A 15987-nucleotide genomic window follows, 5' to 3' on the forward strand; every position below is an offset into this window, starting at 1 on the left:
CCATCGTTATGGTATGGATTTGTCACGGGTCTTTGAAAAAACGGGGTTCGCCCCTTTTCGCCAACCGCCTTTTACGGCATACACTGGCGTTGCGACGCCGGCCGCGTGCCGATGCAACGGAGGTCAACATGTGGGAATATACGGATAAAGTAAGGGATCATTTTCTCAATCCGAGAAATGTCGGCAGCCTCGACGACGCCAACGCGGTGGGCGAGGTGGGATCGCTTGCCTGCGGCGACGCGCTCAAGCTTTTTCTCAAGATCAGCGATGCCGGCGTCATTGAGGACGCGAGCTTTCAGACCTTCGGCTGCGCTTCGGCCATTGCCTCCAGTTCGGTTTTGACCGAGCTGCTCAAGGGCAAGACCATCGAGGAAGCCAAGGCGCTGACTAACAAGGACATCGCCGAGTTCCTGGGCGGGCTGCCCAAGGAAAAGATGCACTGCTCGGTCATGGGCCAGGAGGCCCTGGAAGCGGCCCTGGCCAATTATCTGGGCGAGAAGGCCCCGGAGCACGAGCCCGAAGGGGAACTCGTGTGCAAGTGTTTCGGCGTCTACGACGGCCAGTTGCGCCGGGCCATCCGCGAAAACAAGCTGACCACGGTCGAGGAGATCACGGACTACACCAAGGCCGGCGGCGGCTGCGGCGATTGTCTGGAAAAGCTGGCTGCCATCCTGGCCGACGAGCTTGGGCAGGCCGCCAAGAAGCCGCTGGTCGAGCTGGAAGTCAAGCGCCCCATGACCAACCTTGAGCGCATGAAGCTCGTGACCAAGGTCATGGAGGAGGAGATTCGCCCCAACCTCAAGAAGGACGGCGGCGACATCGAACTGGTGGACATCGACGGCCAGACGGTCTTCGTGTCGTTGCGCGGGGCCTGCAAGGGCTGCCCGAGCAGCAACGTGACCTTGACCGAATTCGTGCAAAAGCGGCTCCAGGAACTGGTCGAACCCGGCATCACGGTCAAGGAGGCGCGGTAATGAACCCGGTCGTCTATCTCGACAACAACGCCACCACCCGGGTCGCCCCGGAAGTGGCGGAGGTCATGCTGCCCTATCTGACGGAATTCTACGGCAACCCCTCCAGCATGCATTCCTTTGGCGGCCAGGTCGGCCTGCAGCTCAAAAAGGCTCGGGCCGACGTCGCCTCGGTCCTGGGCTGCGACCCCCTGGAGCTGATTTTCACCTCCTGCGGTTCGGAGTCGGACAACACCGCCATCTTAAGCGCCCTGGCCGCCCAGCCCGAGAAAAAGCACCTCGTCACCACCCGGGTGGAGCATCCGGCCATCTTGAGCCTGGCCAAGCATCTGGAAGAAAAGGGCTACGAGGTCACCTATCTCGGCGTTGACGACAAGGGCAACCTGGATCTGGACGAGTTGGCCGGCGCCGTCCGCAAGGACACGGCCATCGTGTCCGTCATGTACGCCAACAACGAAACCGGCGTCATTTTCCCCATCCCGGAGATCGCCGCCCTGTGCAAGGCCAAGGGTGTGCTGTTCCATACCGACGCGGTCCAGGCCGTGGGCAAGATCGACATCGATCTGTCCAAGCTGCCCGTGGACATGCTGTCGTTGTCCGGCCACAAGCTCCATGCGCCCAAGGGCGTGGGCGTGCTGTACGTGCGCAAGGGAACCCCGTTTCGGCCGTTTCTCATCGGCGGCCACCAGGAGCGCGGCCGCCGGGCCGGCACCGAAAACACCGCCGGTATCATCGCCCTGGCCGCGGCCATGACCCTGGCCAAGGCGCACATGGCCGAGGAAAATACCCGGGTGAAAGCGCTGCGCGACCGCCTCGAAGCCGGCATCCTGGCCGCCGTGCCCCACAGCCAGATAAACGGCGACACGGCCCACCGGCTGCCCAACACCACGAGCATCGCGTTCAAGTTCGTCGAAGGCGAAGCCATTCTCCTCATGCTCGACCAGTACGGCATCAGCGCCAGCTCCGGCTCGGCCTGCACCTCGGGCAGCCTCGAACCCTCCCACGTGCTGCGGGCCATGGGCGTGCCGTTCACCTACGCCCACGGCTCCATCCGGTTCAGCCTGTCGCGGTATACCACCGACGCCGACATCGATCTCGTCCTCGACAAGCTGCCCGGCATCATCGAAACCCTGCGGCGCATGTCGCCGTTCAGCGAGGAAGAAGCCGCCAAGCCGGCGTGCACCTGCTGATAGGGCGCTTGCTGGGACGCTGCCCTGGACCCGCCGGGGGACTCAGTCCCCCGGACCCCCGGCATGGGTGGGGTAGGCGGGTGGGAGGATGGACGGCGGCGTCGCGCGAAGATGGGGTCGGGATTTTGGCCGGGAATCTCGGCGCGGGAGCGCCGTTATTCCCGGCCAAAATCCCGACCCCAACCGGCCCTCGGCCCCGAGGCGGGGCCGAATTGGTGGAGAAAGAGTTTTTAAAAAACGTTGTCGGCGTGATTATCGTCTCGTATCCCTTTGATTGGGTGGCGCGATGGCGGCGCGGGCTTCCCGCGTCGCCATCGCGCCACCCAGGCAAGGGGGTCCGGGGGGGATTATCCCCCCCGGCGGGTCCGGGCAGAGCCCGGTTAACGGGAGTGGCCATGCGAATTGCAAACAATATGCTGGAGTTGGTGGGCAAAACGCCCATGGTGTGGTTGACCCGGATGGCCGAAGGCTGTTCGGCCCGGGTGGCGGCCAAGCTGGAGTCGTTTAATCCCTGTTCGTCGGTCAAGGACCGCATCGGCGTGGCCATGATCGAGGCGGCCGAGCGGGAAGGCAAGATCGGTCCGGGAGCGGTCATCGTGGAGCCGACCTCGGGCAACACCGGCATCGGCCTGGCCTTTATGTGCGCCGTGCGCGGCTATACGCTCATTTTGACCATGCCGGAGTCCATGAGCCTGGAGCGGCGCACGCTGCTGAAAGGCTTTGGGGCGCGGCTGGTGCTGACCCCGGCGGCCAAGGGCATGTCCGGGGCGGTGGAGCGGGCCAGGGAGCTGGTGGCCGAGATGCCTGGGGCGTTCATGCCCATGCAGTTCGCCAATCCGGCCAACCCGGAGGTCCACGCCCTGACCACCGGGCCGGAGATCTGGGACGACACCGACGGGCTGGTGGATATTTTCGTGGCCGGGGTCGGTACGGGCGGCACGGTGACCGGCGTCGGGCGGTCGCTCAAGGCCAGAAAGCCGGGGCTTAAGGCCATCGCCGTGGAGCCGGCGGCCAGTCCGGTGCTGTCCGGCGGCAAGGCCGGCCCCCACGCCATCCAGGGCATTGGCGCGGGTTTCGTGCCTGAGGTGCTGGACCGCGGCGTGGTGGACGAGGTGGTGACCGTGTCTAATGAGGACGCCCTGGCCACGGCCCGACGTCTTTTGCGCGAGGAAGGCATTTTGTGCGGCATTTCTTCCGGGGCCAATGCCTATGCCGCCTTGGAACTCGCCCGCCGGCCGGAAAACGCCGGCAAGGTGATAGTTTTTATTGTCTGCGACACGGGTGAGCGCTATCTCTCCACGCCGCTTTTCAGCGAGGGAGTCTGATGTCCGACGCCAAATTCCCGTTGCCACGGCCGCGCCGACGCACGCCGGTGGAGTGGGTGACCGAAATGTTGTGCGAGGAAGCTTCCTACGAGAAGGTGTACCATCGCCCGCTCCATGACGAACCCATGCCCTCGGTGCCGGTGCTGGAAGAGGTCATGGAACGCCTGCGCGGCATCCTGTTTCCGGGCTATTTCGGCCATTCCGACGTCTCGCCGGAGAACATGCGCTTTCACATCGGCGCCAGCCTCGACGCGGTGCATCGGCTCCTGGTCGATCAGGTGCGCCGGGGGCATTGTTTTTTTTGCGAGATAGACCGGGCAGGCACCTGCCAGGACTGCCAGGAGCGGGCCGAAAAGTTGGTCGGCGATTTCCTCATGCGTCTGCCCGACATCCGCGAGGCCCTGGCCGAGGACGCCCAGGCCGCCTTTGAGGGCGACCCGGCCTCGCGTTCGCCCGGCGAGACCATCTTCTGCTATCCGAGCCTGACGGCGCTCACGCATCACCGGGTGGCCCACGAGCTGCACAAGCTCGGCGTGGACCTCATTCCGCGCATCATCTCCGAGATGGCCCATTCCCGCACCGGCATCGACATCCACCCCGGGGCCACCATCGGGCGGCGGTTTTTTATTGACCACGGCACCGGCACGGTCATCGGCGAGACCTGCATCATCGGCGACAACGTGCGGCTGTATCAGGGCGTGACCCTGGGGGCCAAAAGCTTCCCCAAGGACGAGGAAGGGATGCTGGTCAAGGGCATCGCTCGCCATCCCATCGTGGAAGACGACGTGGTGGTGTATTCCGGGGCCACGGTGCTGGGGCGCATCACCATCGGCAAGGGGGCGGTCGTCGGCGGCAACGTCTGGGTCGTTGACGACGTGCCGGCCGGGGCGCGCATCGCCCAGCAAGGCTCGGGCGGGGTGATCATCCGCGACGGTGCGGGGATTTAGCTTCGCGTCTCTTGAAAAATACGAGAGTATTTTTCAAGAGAAATTTATAATTTCAGTCTGTTGCCTGCGAAAAGCCATAGGCGTTTTCCGTGGACGCGACTGCGCTTCGCCACTATAGTGGTTGCAGCAAACTCAGAAACGAACCTGATTGGGCCGGCGAAACGCGACAATCGCGCGTACACGCCGGGAACGCGGGTTCCCGGGGAGGGATGATGCGATTGTTGCTTGTGGCGCTGGCCTTGTGCGCGCTGGCCGGCTGCGCCGAAAAGTCCGGTTCCAAGTCGTTTATCGGCATCGACGCCTATCAGGAAGAAAGCCGCCGCTGGAAACAGGGCGAGGACGGCGACATGCGGTTTGGCCGCTATTCCACCCACCGTTATGCCGCCACCCAGCACGGCGTGGATTATTCGCCGACCACGAGTGCCTGGGGAAAAACCTACTATTAAGCCAAGTGGTTATAATTCGAAAGCCCGGCCGCGACAGACGTCGCGGCCGGGCTTTCGCCATTTGCAGCGGAAAAACTAGTCGGCGACGATCATGACGCTGGAGGCCTTGACCATGGCCTTGACCTTGGCGCCAGCCTTAAGTCCCATGTTCTCGGCGGATTCCTTGGTGATGACCGAAACGATTTCGACGCCGGGGGCGGCTTCGATGACGACTTCGGCGTTGACCATGCCGATGGTGACTTTCTTCACGGTGCCGGGGATGAGATTGCGGGCGCTGACTTTCATGATGGTACTCCTGGCCTCGGGGCCGTCTTGAGGCGGGGTCGGGAAGGCCTCGCCGTTGCGTTCCGTGAGGCAAGAGATAATACGGGATTTACTCACACGCAAATTAATTTTTTCGTGTTAGTTATGTTATTATTAACACATTAAATTACAGTATTTTAGCATTAGTTGAGTCACGCTAATGAATTTTGCGAGATTCTTGATTTGAAAGATATGATTTTCGCTTAACTCCATTATTTTAGATAGTTACTGCAAAAATTGTAAAATTCTCGCCGGAAAATGTTACGAGAACATCAGATGCGATGCAGGCGCGGGGATGGGACATTTCGCCTTGGCCGCCCTGTCCCTGGGCAGTGGTGGCGGGACAGGCGGTTTGGGACAGCGGTGCAGGACCGGGCGGTGCAGGACCGGGCGGTGCAGGACCGGGCGGTGCAGGACCGGGCGGTGCAGGACCGGGCGGTGCAGGACCGGGCGTGCGCCCCTGCTTGGGGCGCACGCCCATTGATTTACTTGGCGGCGAAGTCCAGCCGCACCACCACCGTCGGGTCGAGCACCTGGAAGGTGAAGGATTCCAGGAAGAACAGCGCGACCTTTTCGGTGTCGTGGGAGGCGTAGCCGATGGCGATGTCGCCGCCAAGGGTCATCTCCAGGTCGCCGCCCCGGGTGGAGAGCAGGTAAGCTTCCTCAATGAACGGGCTGACGATGACCTGGCCGCCAAGCATGGTTTCCAGGTACTGCGACAGGGGATAGCCCCGCACATGGCCCGACAGGGCCACCCACAGCTCCGGGCCGACCACCAGGGCGTAGGGGCCTTCCACTGAGGTTTTGCGTAGGGCGGTCAGCGCCTTGGAGACTTTTTCGGCGATGTCCTCGGGGTTGGAGGAGACCTGCAGCCTTGTCTGGCTGGAGACTTCCGACAGGCCCTTGATGCCGGCCGGAGCAAAGCCGTGGTAGAGGGCCTCTTCCTCGAACCGGGCCAGTTTTTCGGCCGCCTCGTCCAGGGCGGCCAGATCGATGTCCTTGCCGCCCCGGGCGGCGTTGTCGATCTCGGCGATGTCCAGGGTAAAGGGCACTTTCACTTCGACCAGCGGTTTGACCTGATGCAGGCCGTAGGTGATGCCCGAGACCGACTGGGTCTTGGCGTATTCGATGCGCCCCAGGGGCACGGCGGCGTATTCCCAGCCAAGCGGCCCGGCCACGTCCACGACGCGGCGGCCCGAGAGCATGGTGGTCAGCGTCTGGCGGGCGCGGCTGTCCACGGCCTGCCAGGCGGCGGCGGTTACGGGGGCGAGATCGCGTTTGAGAATATCCATGGCGTCTCCCGTGGGTTAGCGGTTGCCCTTGAGGCTGCCGATGCCAAGCGAGCCGGAGCCGGCCGGGCTTTGGGGGGCGTTCGCCCCGCCTTCGGCGGCGTCTTCCAGGGCGGTGATGTCGCCGGTGGTGAACAGGTAGGTGCGCATGACCGCGTCCCAGCCCGGCATGGTGCGGCGCAGCCATTCCAGGCCCATGATGGCGTGCTCCATCTCCTCGTCGCGGTTGTGGGCCATGATGGCCTTGATCTGCGGATCGGTGGCGGCGACCACCCGCTGGTGGTACCAGTTGATGGCCTCGATCTCTTCCTTGAGGCTGGTCAGCGCCCGGACGAAATCCCGGTCCAGGGGCGAAAGCTCGGCAACGGGTTCATGATACTGGTCCATGCTTCCTCCTTGGCGCGTCCTGTCGGACGTGGACGGGCGCGCGAGATTGGGGCCAGTATGCCACAGGCCGGCGGGAATGCAACGGCGCAGGCTGGAGAATCGCGTGGCGTTCAGGCGTCGGGCGGGGCGCATCCGTGTCTGCCGACATGAGGCCGCCATGCGCCAAGGGCGGTCCGCTTGGGACCGGGCCGATTCTGTGCCGGGTAGGGCTGGGAGGGGGAAATCAGGCCGAAGCGGCAGGGAAGGCCGGCGCGCCGGGAAACCCGGAAGTCCCACGGTTCGCGCCGGCCCAAGAGGGGTCAGATGAGAATGAGGTTTTTGATCTCGTCGCTATCCGCTTCGTCAGGCGGAAAATGCGGCGCGAGCAGGCCGGCCAGGGTGTCCAGGCAGGCGATGAGCGCCTCCTTTTGCCGGCCGGCGGCGATGCCCCGGGTGAGCGCCGCCGTGGCCGCGTCCAGGGCGGCGGCGTCGAGGCGGCCGACAAGGCCCTTGTCGGGCTGGATGAAGACCAGCCGCTCGAAGACCGAGATGTAGACCAGCACGGCGTTGCGCTGCTTGGTTTCGGTCAGGCCATGGGTGAAAAACGCGGCCTGGGCGGCCTGCTTCGTTTCGGCCAGCCGCCGGGCCTTGGACACGAACAGGCGTTTGACGTCCGGGCAACGTTTGGCCGCCTCGAAGCCGGCCAGGGCAAAGACGCCGCCAAACAGCAGGAACAGCCACAAGTTGCGCGTGCCGAAAGCCAGGCACAGCACCAGCCCGGCGCACAGCCCCACGACCACGGCGCAGGCCAGCTCGGCCTTGGGATAGTCGTCGCTGGCCTCCACCACCATGGGCACGATTTCGGCCGAGGTCCGGGCTTCGGCCCCGGTCACGGCGGCCACGATGGCTTCCCGGTCGGCCGGGGAGAAAAACGCGTTGACATACTTGCTCATGACTCCCTCCTACCAGCTTCCCGACGAGCCGCCGCCGCCAAAAGAACCGCCGCCGCCGGAAAATCCGCCGCCGCCCGACGAGCCGCCTCCGCCGCCGACATAAAAGCCGCCGCCCCGGCGGCCGCTGCCGCCCCGGAACAGATACGGGCCCACCAGCCCGAGCACCGCGCCGCCCAGGCACAGCAGGGCCAGCATGGCCAGAGTCAGGCCGAAGAGGGCCCCGCCCAGGGGCAGGGCCAGGCCGAGCAGCCCGGCCCTGGCCGGGGCCGGCAGACCGGACAGCAGGGCCGACAGGATCATGGCCAGGATGAAAAGCCCGAAAAAGGCGTTGTCGTCGTGGCCCGAGGCGTTGCCGCCGCCTGGCGCGGCCTGGTACTCGCCGCGCGCGCCCTCGATGATGGCGGCCACGCCGGCTTCGATGCCGGCGTCGAACCGGCCGGCCTTGAAGGCCGGCACGATGGCGTGGTCGATGATGCGCCCGGTCAGCGCGTCAGTGAGCCGGCCTTCAAGGCCGTAGCCGACCTCGATGCGCACCTTGCGGTCGCCCTTGCTGACCAAGAGCAGCACGCCGTTGTCCTTGCCCTTTTGGCCGATGCCCCAGGCCTGGGCCACCTTGATGGCGTAGTCTTCCAGGGGTTCGCCCTGCAGCGACGGGATGGTCAGCACCACAAGCTGGGTGGAATCCGTGCGCTGGAAATCGGCCAGGGCGGCGTCCAGGCGGCTGACCGCGTCCTTGGAGAGCATCCCGGCCGTGTCGTTGACTCGGCCCGTCAGGCGCGGCACGTCCAGGGCCAGGGCCTGGCCGGCGCACAGGGCAAAAGCGAGCAGTACGGCGGCCAGGGGAGCATGGTAAGGCAGGCGTAAGGAAAGCATCCGCGATAACCTCCGTCGGCTAGAACTTCACCTTGGGGGCCTGCTGGGCCGCGTCGTCGGCCTTGTAGTATTCCTTGGGCGCGAGATGGAGCAGCATGGAGTTGGTCATGGAGTTGGGGAAGGTGCGGATGGAGCTGTTGTAGATCTGCACGGCCTCGTTGTAGCGCTGGCGGGCTACGTTGATGCGGTTTTCCGTGCCTTCGAGCTGGTGCTGGAGATCGCGGAAATTCTGGTCGGCCTTGAGCTGGGGATAGTTTTCGGCCACGGCCAGAAGGCGCGACAGGGCGGACTGCATCTGGCCCTGGGCCTGCTGGAAGGCGGCCATGGCCTTGGGGTCGGCCAGGGTTTCGGGGGTGAGCTTGATTTGGGTGGCCTTGGCCCGGGCTTCGGTGACGGCGGTCAGGGTGTCCTTTTCGTGGCTGGCGTAGCCCTTGACCGTTTCCACGAGGTTGGGGATGAGGTCCAGGCGACGCTGCAAGGTGGCTTCCACGTTGCCCCAGGCGGCTTTGACCGCCTCGTCGTTGGTCTGCATTTCGTTGTAGCCGCAGCCGGTGAGCCCGAAAAGGGCGACGACAAGGGCCAGGGCGGCAAGCAGTCTATTCATTGGGTGCTCCTTTGGAATCAAGAAAAGGGATGGCAATAGTTCGTCTATACCCCGCTCGGGCGGTGCAGGCAAGGCGTCGGCGGCCGGAGACGGTTCGGCAGGTTCACGCCGCGCGCGAGACCATGGAACGAGTCGGCATGAAAGCGGTGTTGTTGGTAAAAAAGAAGCGAGAGGCCCCGCGCCGGAAAGCGGCCCGAGGCCCAACTCCAGATGCCCCGGGAAAGGGGCAAGGCTGGGCGGCGGTCAGGAGACGGAGTCGCCGGCCGGCGCGGACCGAAGGCTTAGTCGGCCCGGCCCCGGCCAAGAATCCGGGCCACGATGTCCCGGGAATTGGCTTCGGCCTGCAGATATTCGTCCAGGGACAGGCCCGCGCCCAGGGCCACCTTCTTGCGGCGGTCCTGGCTGACGAAGTCTTCCGGGGCATGGGCGTCGTTGTCGATGACGAGCTTGGCCCCGAAGCGTCGGGCCATGGCCGCCACGTGGCCGTTGGTCAGGCTGTGGCCCTTGCGGGTGGTGATTTCCAGGGCCACGCCGCGCTCGGCGGCCAGCTCCGCCTCTTCGGGCGTGATCATGCCGGGATGGGCCAGGATGTCGCAGCCGCCCTCGATGGCGGCCAGGTTCGTGCCCGTTTCCACCGGCTCCACGATGGTCTCGCCGTGCACCACCACGAGCTGGGCTCCGGCTGCCCGGGCGCGCTCCACAAGCTGGGGAATGAGCGGCGGCGGCACATGGGTGATCTCCACGCCGTAAAGGGCCGTCAGCCCCAGAAAAGCGCCGGTCTCGGCCACGAACCGGCCGATGTTGGCCAGGATCAGGTCGAGGTTGGAATGGTCGGCGTGGTCGGTGAGCGCCACGGCCTTGTAGCCGGCCTTGACGGCGCGGCGCACCAGCTCGGCCGGAATGAGCACGCCATCGGAAAACGTGGTGTGGGTGTGCAGGTCGATCATGGTTACATCTTGTACTTGGTGTCGTTGGGGTCGTACTTTTCGAGCAATTCCGTCCATTTCTCCGAGTCGTCCGAGGCGAACTCGACCACCGAGGCCTCCTTGGACTCCTTGGCCACCTGATCGATGACGGCCTCGTTGACCAGGATCGGGGCCTTGGCCCGCAGGGCCAGGGCCACGGCGTCGGACGGGCGGCTGTCGATGCGGCGGATGCCGCCCTCCACTTCCACTTCGACGTTGGCGTAATACGTGCCTTCGGTAAGCTCGGTCAGGTTGACGCAGACAACGTGGGCGTCCAGGGCATGGATCATGTTGAGCAGCAGATCGTGGGTCATGGGACGCGGCAGTTCCACGTCATTAAGCGCCAGGGAGATGGCCATGGCTTCCATGGCCCCGATCCAGATGGGCACGGCGTTTTTTTCGTCCAAGTCCTTGAGGATGAGCACCGGGACTTGGGACTCCTCGTCCAGGGCCAGCCCGAAGACTTTCATTTCAATCATGATCGGCCTCCGCCTCCCCGACCAGGGAGTGCTTTTTGGCTTGGACGATGCGTACGGCGACAAACCTGCCGGCGTAGTCCGCCCCCGCGGGCAGCGGCACGTTGACCACTCGGCCGCCGGGGTCGCGGCCGCGCCAAGTCGCTCCCAGCGTGCCTTCGCGCCGGCTTTCCCCCTCGATGAGCACGACTTCCCGCCGTCCCAGCCGGGCGGCCAGGGAGGCGGCCAGCCGTTCGTCCAAAAGGGCCTGGAGTTCGGCCAGACGGGCCGATTTCTCCTCCGGCAGGATCTTGGGCGCAAGCTTCTCGGAAGCCGTCCCTGGCCTGTCAGAGTACATGAAGGAGAAGCCGCTATCAAATCCTACCTTGCGCACCAATTCGAGGGTGGCCTCGAAGTCGGCCCGGGTTTCGCCCGGAAAGCCCACGATGAAGTCCGAGGTCAGGGCGATGTCCGGGCAGGCCCGGCGCAGCTTCTCGACCAGGGTGAGATACGCGGCGGTGTCGTAGCGCCGGCCCATGCGGCGCAGAATGTCGTCGCTGCCCGACTGCACCGGCAGATGCAGCGCCGGGCACAGCTGGGGCAGGGCGGCGAAGCGTTCGATGACCTCGTCGCTTAGGTCCTTGGGATGCGAAGTGGTGAAGCGGATGCGCTCAATGCCGGGCACGGCGGCCACGGCGTCGAGGAGCTTGGCGAAGCTCGCGCCGTCGCCGGCGTCGTCCAGGCCGTAGCTGTTGACGTTTTGGCCAAGCAGCGTCACCTCGCGCACGCCGCGGGAAGCGAGGCTTTGGCATTCGGCGATGACCGAGGGCAGGGGACGCGATTTCTGCCGGCCGCGCACAAAGGGCACGATGCAGTAGGCACAATAATTGTCGCAGCCCTGCATGATGGAGACAAAGGCCTTGGGCGGCAGTTTGTCGTCGGGCCAGGACTGATCGCGCTCGGGATAGGCTTCGGAGAAATCCAGCAGCGACAGCCGCAGCTGCGGTTCCTCGGCCAGCCGGGCCAGGGCGCGGGGGGCGGCGGCGATGCCGTCGGTGCCGAAAACAAGCCGCACCATGGGAAAGCGCCGCCACAAGGTCGTGCCGAGTTGCTGGGCGGTGCAGCCGCCAACGGCGATGAAGGCGTTGGGATTATGCCGGTTGCGGTCGGCGATGCGGCCGATTTCGCTGACGACTTTCTGTTCCGGCTTGTCGCGCACCGAGCAGGTGAAAAGGATAAAACACTCGGCCTCCGCTTCGGGAGCCTGGGTGAAGCCTGCCGCAATAAGGGAACGGGCAAGCCAGTCGCCGTCGCCGACGTTCATCTGGCAGCCCATGGTGGTGACGTGGAATTTCATGGCGCAAGAGCCATAATGCACGCCGGGCCGGCGGTAAAGGGGGCGAGGCGCGGCCGTCGTTCGCGACGACCCGCGTCCGGTCGCAACAGGCTTGCCGATTTCTGCCCCGTGTGCCACGACGATAAGAACCCTGGTTCTCTCACTCCCGCCGCAGTGGCGGCCAACCTCAGGACGTCCGGCAAACCGCGAGGCGAAACATGGAACACCGCATCGAATCCGACAGCATGGGCGACATCGCCGTCCCGGCGGACAAACTCTGGGGCGCCCAGACCCAGCGCGCCATCGAATATTTCACCATCGGCGAGGAACGGATGCCCCGGGAACTCATCCGGGCCTACGGCATCCTCAAAAAGGCCGCCGCCACGGTCAACCGCGACCAGGGCCGGCTGCCGGCCGAACTGGCCGAGATGATCGTGACCGCCTGCGACGAAATCGTGGCCCATGCCCACGACGCCATGTTTCCCCTGCGGGTGTGGGTCTCGGGCAGCGGCACCCAGTTCAACATGAACGTCAACGAGGTTGTGTCCAACCGCTGCTGCCAGCTCGCCGGCACGCCGCTGGGGTCCAAACAGCCCGTGCACCCCAACGACCACGTGAACATGGCCCAATCCACCAACGACAATTTCCCCTCGGCCATGTACATGGCCGCCGCCATGGGCACGGTGGAGCGGCTTTTGCCCTCGGCCATCAAGCTGCGCGACGTGCTGGCCGCCAAGGCCGAAGTCTGGAAGGACATCGTGAAAATCGGCCGCACCCATCTCCAGGATGCCACGCCGTTGACCCTGGGGCAGGAATTCTCCGGCTACGTGGGACTGCTCAGCGACGCCGTTCGCCGCATCAAGGCGGCGCTTGGCGACGTTTACGCCCTGCCCCTTGGCGGCACGGCCGTGGGCACCGGCGTCAACGCCGCGCCGGGCTTTGCCGAGGCGGCCATCGCCGCCATCGCCACGCTGACCGGCCTGCCGTTTACGCCGGCCGCCAACAAGTTCACGGTCCAGGGCAGCCACGACGCGCTCATCCACCTGTCCGGGGCGCTCAAGACCCTGGCGGCGGCGCTTTTCAAGATCGCCAGCGACATTCGCCTCCTGGCCTGCGGCCCCCGGGCCGGGCTGGCCGAATTGCGCCTGCCGGCCAACGAACCCGGCTCCTCCATCATGCCGGGCAAGGTCAATCCCACCCAGTGCGAGGCCCTGACCATGGCCGCCGTCCAGGTCATGGCCAACGATCTGGCCGTGACCCTGGGCGGGGCGGGCGGCATTTTGGAGATGAACGTCTACAAGCCGCTTATTATCCACAACGTCATGCAATCGATCCGGCTGCTGGCCGACGCCATGAACAATTTCCGCCGTTTCGCCGTGGCCGGGCTGGAGCCGGACCGGCGGCGCATCGGCGAGCTTGTGGGCCGTTCGCTTATGCTGGTCACGGCGTTGGCCCCGGTCATCGGCTACGACAAGGCGGCGGAGATCGCCCATCATGCTGAGCAGCATGACCTGACACTGAAGGAAGCGGCCCTGGACCTTGGCTACGTCACGGCCGAGGAGTTCGACCGGGTGGTGGTCCCGTCACGCATGACCGGGCCGTACGTGGCGCGGGAGTAGTCCTGCCGTTGGCGGGGAACTCCTCGCCAACGGCAGCCCTTTCCCTTTGTCCATTGCAGGGGTCCGGGGGGATCATCCCCCCGGCGGGCGCGGGCAGAGCCCGCTCTTCCTCTTCCCTTATTCCCTCATTCCCCTTCCCCTTCACAACCTGACGTCGTCGGGATCGTGACGGGCGTAGGCCGTGCGGGCGCGGTCGAAACTTGTGGTGGCGTAGCAGTAGGCGCAGCCGAACAGGCAGCGGTCGTAGGCCCCGATGTCGCGGCTTTTGGCGCAGCCACAGCCCGGGCGCTGGCCGGGGTCGCGGTCGACGGTCACGGCGCGTCCGGTACGGGCGGCGATCCAGTCGCCGTCGATGCAGCGCGAGGCGTCGATGCCGGCGGCGGCGTAGTCGGCCGGCTGGCAGCAGGTCGTAAGCGTCAGGGAATGGGCGGCGGCCATATCGCGCAGGTCGAGCAGCAGGCGCAGGCGTTCGGCCTCGGGAACGTCGAGGGGGGCATAGCCTTGCGCAGCGGCGGCGGCCAGGCGTTTGGCGATTTTGCGGTAGGGTTCGACGAAGCTGACGATGACGCGGTCGGTATGTCCGGCCAGGGCGGCGGCCAGCCGGGCAAAGGTGCGGCGATGCCAGTCGGGCGGCGTGGCGGCGGTCAAGGCGATGGGGTCGTAGCGCCAAACCACCCGGCCGGGCAGGGCGGCGGCGAGGTCGCGGAAAGCAGGGATGGAAACGTCCGGGCCGGGGCATTTGGGGTCCAGGGGCCGGGGGTTGTCCAGGAGCGTGACGAGGAAGAAGGCCTCGTGGCCCATGGTGGCGAGTTCGGGCAGATGCGACAGCATGGGGCGCGGGTCGCGGGTCCAGAAAACGATGGCGGCGACATCCTCGGGAGCCAGTGACACGCGGCTGACCTGGGCGGCGTTGAAGGGGTTGGCCACTTCGCAAAAGCCGGCCCTGATCCGGTTCATGAACCAGCGGCTGTAGAAGGCCGGGATGTCCGTGCGCCGGCTGGCGCTTATGAGCACGCGCAGGCTCCGGCCTGGGTGAGCAGTTCGGCGAATACGGCGTCAGGGAGCAGACTGCCGCCGGTGGCCCAGAGGAGGTGGACAGCCGGACGGCCGAGCCGGGCCGGGAAGCCGGCCCGGCGCACGGCCAGGGGGCCGGCCAGGGCGGCAGCGGCCGAGGGTTCCAGACGCAGGCCGTCGGCGGCGTGGGCTTCGCCGACCAGACGCAGCATCCGGGCGTCGGTGACGGTGAGCGCGCCGTCTAAAACATGTTCCAGACAGGCGCAGGCCAGAGCCGAGGGGCGCGTCACAGCCAGGCCGTCGGCCACGGTCGGCCCGGTCAGGCCCAATTCCCGGGCGTCGATGCCGGCATGGCGGCCGGTGGCCAATCCCAGGAGCACGGCCGGGGCCGTGGTTGGTTCGACGGTAAAGCACAAGGCGGCCTCGCCAAGGGCCAGACGTCCGCCCAGGGCGATGCCGCCCGGCGCGCCGCCCACGCCGCAGGGCAGATACAGACACAGCGGCGTTTCCGGCGAGACGCTCAGGCCGGCAGCAGCCAATTTGGCTGGCAGCCGCAGGCCGGCCACACCGTAACCGGTGAAGAGATCAACGGAATTTTCGTCGTCGATGAAATGCAGACGGTCGTTGCCGGCCGCTTCGGCCCGGGCCACGGCGCAGGCGGCGGCGTAGTCGCCGGCGTGTTCGACCACTACGGCCCCGGCGGCGCGCAGGCGGTCTTTTTTCCAGGCCTTGGCTTCGGCCGACATGTGGACCACGACGGCAAACCCCAGCCCCCGGCCGAAAACGCCGATGGACAGGCCCAGGTTGCCGGTGGAACCGACGGAGAGGGTCTGGCCGGCGAAGAAGGCCTTGGCGGCAGGCTCGGCCAGCCGGCGGCAGTCGTCGCCAGGGCCGGCGAGCAGGCCCTCGGCCAGGGCCAGGCGCTCGGCCACGCACAGCACCGCATGGAGGCCGCCGCGCGCCTTGACCGAGCCGACCACGGGCAGGGCATGGTCGGCGGCCAGATAGACCCGGTCGGTTTCGGGCAGCCCGGCCTCATGGAGTCGGCGGGCTAGGCCCGGCACGGACAGAAGCGGCGATTCGACCACGCCCTCGGCCGGCCCAAGCTCAGGAAAAAGACGCGCCAAAAGCGGCGCGAACCGGTCGAAACGGTCCCGCGCCGCTTCGATGCCGGCCAGGGTAACGGGCAAGGTGTCCCGGACTTCGGCCATGGGCCGGCGGCCGGGATTGACGAAACACACGGGTTCTGCGGCGCGCAGGCCGGCAACAAGGGCGGCGTCCATAGCGACAAGCTAGCCCAAACCTGTCCGCCAAGCCAGCCCGCAACAATG

Annotated in this window: 17 protein-coding genes; 6 read left to right on the plus strand and 11 right to left on the minus strand. The window is 66.0% G+C overall.

Translation table 11 applies throughout. The features are described 5' to 3' along the window. The first annotated feature begins 128 nt into the window (after positions 1-128). The 5 genes from nifU to DMR_RS08030 all read left to right on the plus strand — a co-directional run bounded on the left by nifU (position 129) and on the right by DMR_RS08030 (position 4879). Entirely contained in the window at positions 129-974 is an 846-nt protein-coding gene (gene nifU / locus DMR_RS08010) for a Fe-S cluster assembly protein NifU (RefSeq protein ID WP_015860400.1), read from the plus strand. Beyond that, positions 974-2161 carry a cysteine desulfurase NifS gene (nifS, locus tag DMR_RS08015; protein WP_015860401.1) on the plus strand — a complete coding sequence of 396 codons (1188 nt, stop codon included), beginning with the start codon at positions 974-976 and terminating at the stop codon, positions 2159-2161. Before nifU ends, nifS begins: the two co-directional genes overlap by 1 nt. 395 nt (positions 2162-2556) lie before the next feature. Next, positions 2557-3486 carry a cysteine synthase A gene (gene cysK, locus DMR_RS08020; RefSeq protein WP_015860402.1) on the plus strand — a complete coding sequence of 310 codons (930 nt, stop codon included), beginning with the start codon at positions 2557-2559 and terminating at the stop codon, positions 3484-3486. Next, positions 3486-4433, plus strand: a complete 948-nt coding sequence (gene epsC / locus DMR_RS08025) for a serine O-acetyltransferase EpsC (protein ID WP_015860403.1) — start codon at positions 3486-3488, stop codon at positions 4431-4433. Before cysK ends, epsC begins: the two co-directional genes overlap by 1 nt. A 212-nt stretch (positions 4434-4645) precedes the next feature. Further along, positions 4646-4879 carry a hypothetical protein gene (locus tag DMR_RS08030; protein WP_015860404.1) on the plus strand — a complete coding sequence of 78 codons (234 nt, stop codon included), beginning with the start codon at positions 4646-4648 and terminating at the stop codon, positions 4877-4879. Positions 4880-4954: 75 nt separating this feature from the next. On the opposite strand, the gene DMR_RS08035 is transcribed toward DMR_RS08030, so the two are convergent. From DMR_RS08035 to miaB, 9 genes are all read right to left on the minus strand, one after another. Beyond that, a complete protein-coding gene (locus DMR_RS08035) occupies positions 4955-5164 on the minus strand; it encodes a TOBE domain-containing protein (RefSeq protein ID WP_015860405.1) in 210 nt (69 codons plus the stop codon). 503 nt (positions 5165-5667) lie between these two features. Beyond that, entirely contained in the window at positions 5668-6474 is an 807-nt protein-coding gene (locus tag DMR_RS08040; RefSeq protein ID WP_015860406.1) for a family 1 encapsulin nanocompartment shell protein, read from the minus strand. 15 nt (positions 6475-6489) lie between these two features. Then, on the minus strand, positions 6490-6858 hold the full coding sequence (locus tag DMR_RS08045; RefSeq protein WP_015860407.1) for an encapsulin-associated ferritin-like protein: 369 nt from the start codon (positions 6856-6858) through the stop codon (positions 6490-6492). Between the two features lie 299 nt (positions 6859-7157). Beyond that, the gene (locus DMR_RS08050) at positions 7158-7790 is read right to left on the minus strand and encodes a TPM domain-containing protein (RefSeq protein WP_015860408.1); all 633 of its coding nucleotides are present in this window, start codon (positions 7788-7790) and stop codon (positions 7158-7160) included. Between the two features lie 9 nt (positions 7791-7799). Continuing rightward, a complete protein-coding gene (locus DMR_RS08055) occupies positions 7800-8663 on the minus strand; it encodes a TPM domain-containing protein (protein ID WP_015860409.1) in 864 nt (287 codons plus the stop codon). Between the two features lie 19 nt (positions 8664-8682). Further along, the gene (locus tag DMR_RS08060; RefSeq protein WP_015860410.1) at positions 8683-9267 is read right to left on the minus strand and encodes a LemA family protein; all 585 of its coding nucleotides are present in this window, start codon (positions 9265-9267) and stop codon (positions 8683-8685) included. Positions 9268-9548: 281 nt separating this feature from the next. Beyond that, complete coding sequence (locus DMR_RS08065; RefSeq protein ID WP_015860411.1) at positions 9549-10214, minus strand: histidinol phosphate phosphatase domain-containing protein; 666 nt, start codon at positions 10212-10214, stop codon at positions 9549-9551. A 2-nt stretch (positions 10215-10216) separates the two neighbouring features. Beyond that, positions 10217-10711 (minus strand): bifunctional nuclease family protein, encoded by a 495-nt coding sequence (locus tag DMR_RS08070; RefSeq protein ID WP_015860412.1) that lies wholly within the window; start codon positions 10709-10711, stop codon positions 10217-10219. After that, positions 10704-12044: a tRNA (N6-isopentenyl adenosine(37)-C2)-methylthiotransferase MiaB gene (gene miaB / locus DMR_RS08075; protein WP_015860413.1), complete on the minus strand. Its 1341-nt coding sequence runs from the start codon at positions 12042-12044 to the stop codon at positions 10704-10706. Before miaB ends, DMR_RS08070 begins: the two co-directional genes overlap by 8 nt. A 197-nt stretch (positions 12045-12241) precedes the next feature. Here miaB and fumC point away from each other — a divergent pair, with 197 nt between their 5' ends. Beyond that, a complete protein-coding gene (gene fumC / locus DMR_RS08080; RefSeq protein WP_015860414.1) occupies positions 12242-13642 on the plus strand; it encodes a class II fumarate hydratase in 1401 nt (466 codons plus the stop codon). Between the two features lie 141 nt (positions 13643-13783). Here the strand turns inward: fumC and DMR_RS08085 are convergent, their stop codons facing one another. Further along, positions 13784-14656 carry a DUF1848 domain-containing protein gene (locus DMR_RS08085; protein WP_015860415.1) on the minus strand — a complete coding sequence of 291 codons (873 nt, stop codon included), beginning with the start codon at positions 14654-14656 and terminating at the stop codon, positions 13784-13786. Further along, entirely contained in the window at positions 14647-15939 is a 1293-nt protein-coding gene (locus DMR_RS08090) for a D-serine ammonia-lyase (protein WP_015860416.1), read from the minus strand. The genes DMR_RS08085 and DMR_RS08090 overlap by 10 nt, the downstream gene beginning before the upstream one ends. Between the last annotated feature and the right edge of the window lie 48 nt (positions 15940-15987).

Source organism: Solidesulfovibrio magneticus RS-1 (genome assembly GCF_000010665.1).
Taxonomy (GTDB): Bacteria; Desulfobacterota; Desulfovibrionia; order Desulfovibrionales; family Desulfovibrionaceae; genus Solidesulfovibrio; species Solidesulfovibrio magneticus.

Coding starts and splice junctions, on each gene's coding strand:
- nifU (WP_015860400.1), top strand. CDS start 129: ATGTGGGAATATACGGATAAAGTAAGGGATCATTTTCTCAATCCGAGA.
- nifS (WP_015860401.1), top strand. CDS start 974: ATGAACCCGGTCGTCTATCTCGACAACAACGCCACCACCCGGGTCGCC.
- cysK (WP_015860402.1), top strand. CDS start 2,557: ATGCGAATTGCAAACAATATGCTGGAGTTGGTGGGCAAAACGCCCATG.
- epsC (WP_015860403.1), top strand. CDS start 3,486: ATGTCCGACGCCAAATTCCCGTTGCCACGGCCGCGCCGACGCACGCCG.
- DMR_RS08030 (WP_015860404.1), top strand. CDS start 4,646: ATGCGATTGTTGCTTGTGGCGCTGGCCTTGTGCGCGCTGGCCGGCTGC.
- DMR_RS08035 (WP_015860405.1), bottom strand. CDS start 5,164: ATGAAAGTCAGCGCCCGCAATCTCATCCCCGGCACCGTGAAGAAAGTC.
- DMR_RS08040 (WP_015860406.1), bottom strand. CDS start 6,474: ATGGATATTCTCAAACGCGATCTCGCCCCCGTAACCGCCGCCGCCTGG.
- DMR_RS08045 (WP_015860407.1), bottom strand. CDS start 6,858: ATGGACCAGTATCATGAACCCGTTGCCGAGCTTTCGCCCCTGGACCGG.
- DMR_RS08050 (WP_015860408.1), bottom strand. CDS start 7,790: ATGAGCAAGTATGTCAACGCGTTTTTCTCCCCGGCCGACCGGGAAGCC.
- DMR_RS08055 (WP_015860409.1), bottom strand. CDS start 8,663: ATGCTTTCCTTACGCCTGCCTTACCATGCTCCCCTGGCCGCCGTACTG.
- DMR_RS08060 (WP_015860410.1), bottom strand. CDS start 9,267: ATGAATAGACTGCTTGCCGCCCTGGCCCTTGTCGTCGCCCTTTTCGGG.
- DMR_RS08065 (WP_015860411.1), bottom strand. CDS start 10,214: ATGATCGACCTGCACACCCACACCACGTTTTCCGATGGCGTGCTCATT.
- DMR_RS08070 (WP_015860412.1), bottom strand. CDS start 10,711: ATGATTGAAATGAAAGTCTTCGGGCTGGCCCTGGACGAGGAGTCCCAA.
- miaB (WP_015860413.1), bottom strand. CDS start 12,044: ATGAAATTCCACGTCACCACCATGGGCTGCCAGATGAACGTCGGCGAC.
- fumC (WP_015860414.1), top strand. CDS start 12,242: ATGGAACACCGCATCGAATCCGACAGCATGGGCGACATCGCCGTCCCG.
- DMR_RS08090 (WP_015860416.1), bottom strand. CDS start 15,939: ATGGACGCCGCCCTTGTTGCCGGCCTGCGCGCCGCAGAACCCGTGTGT.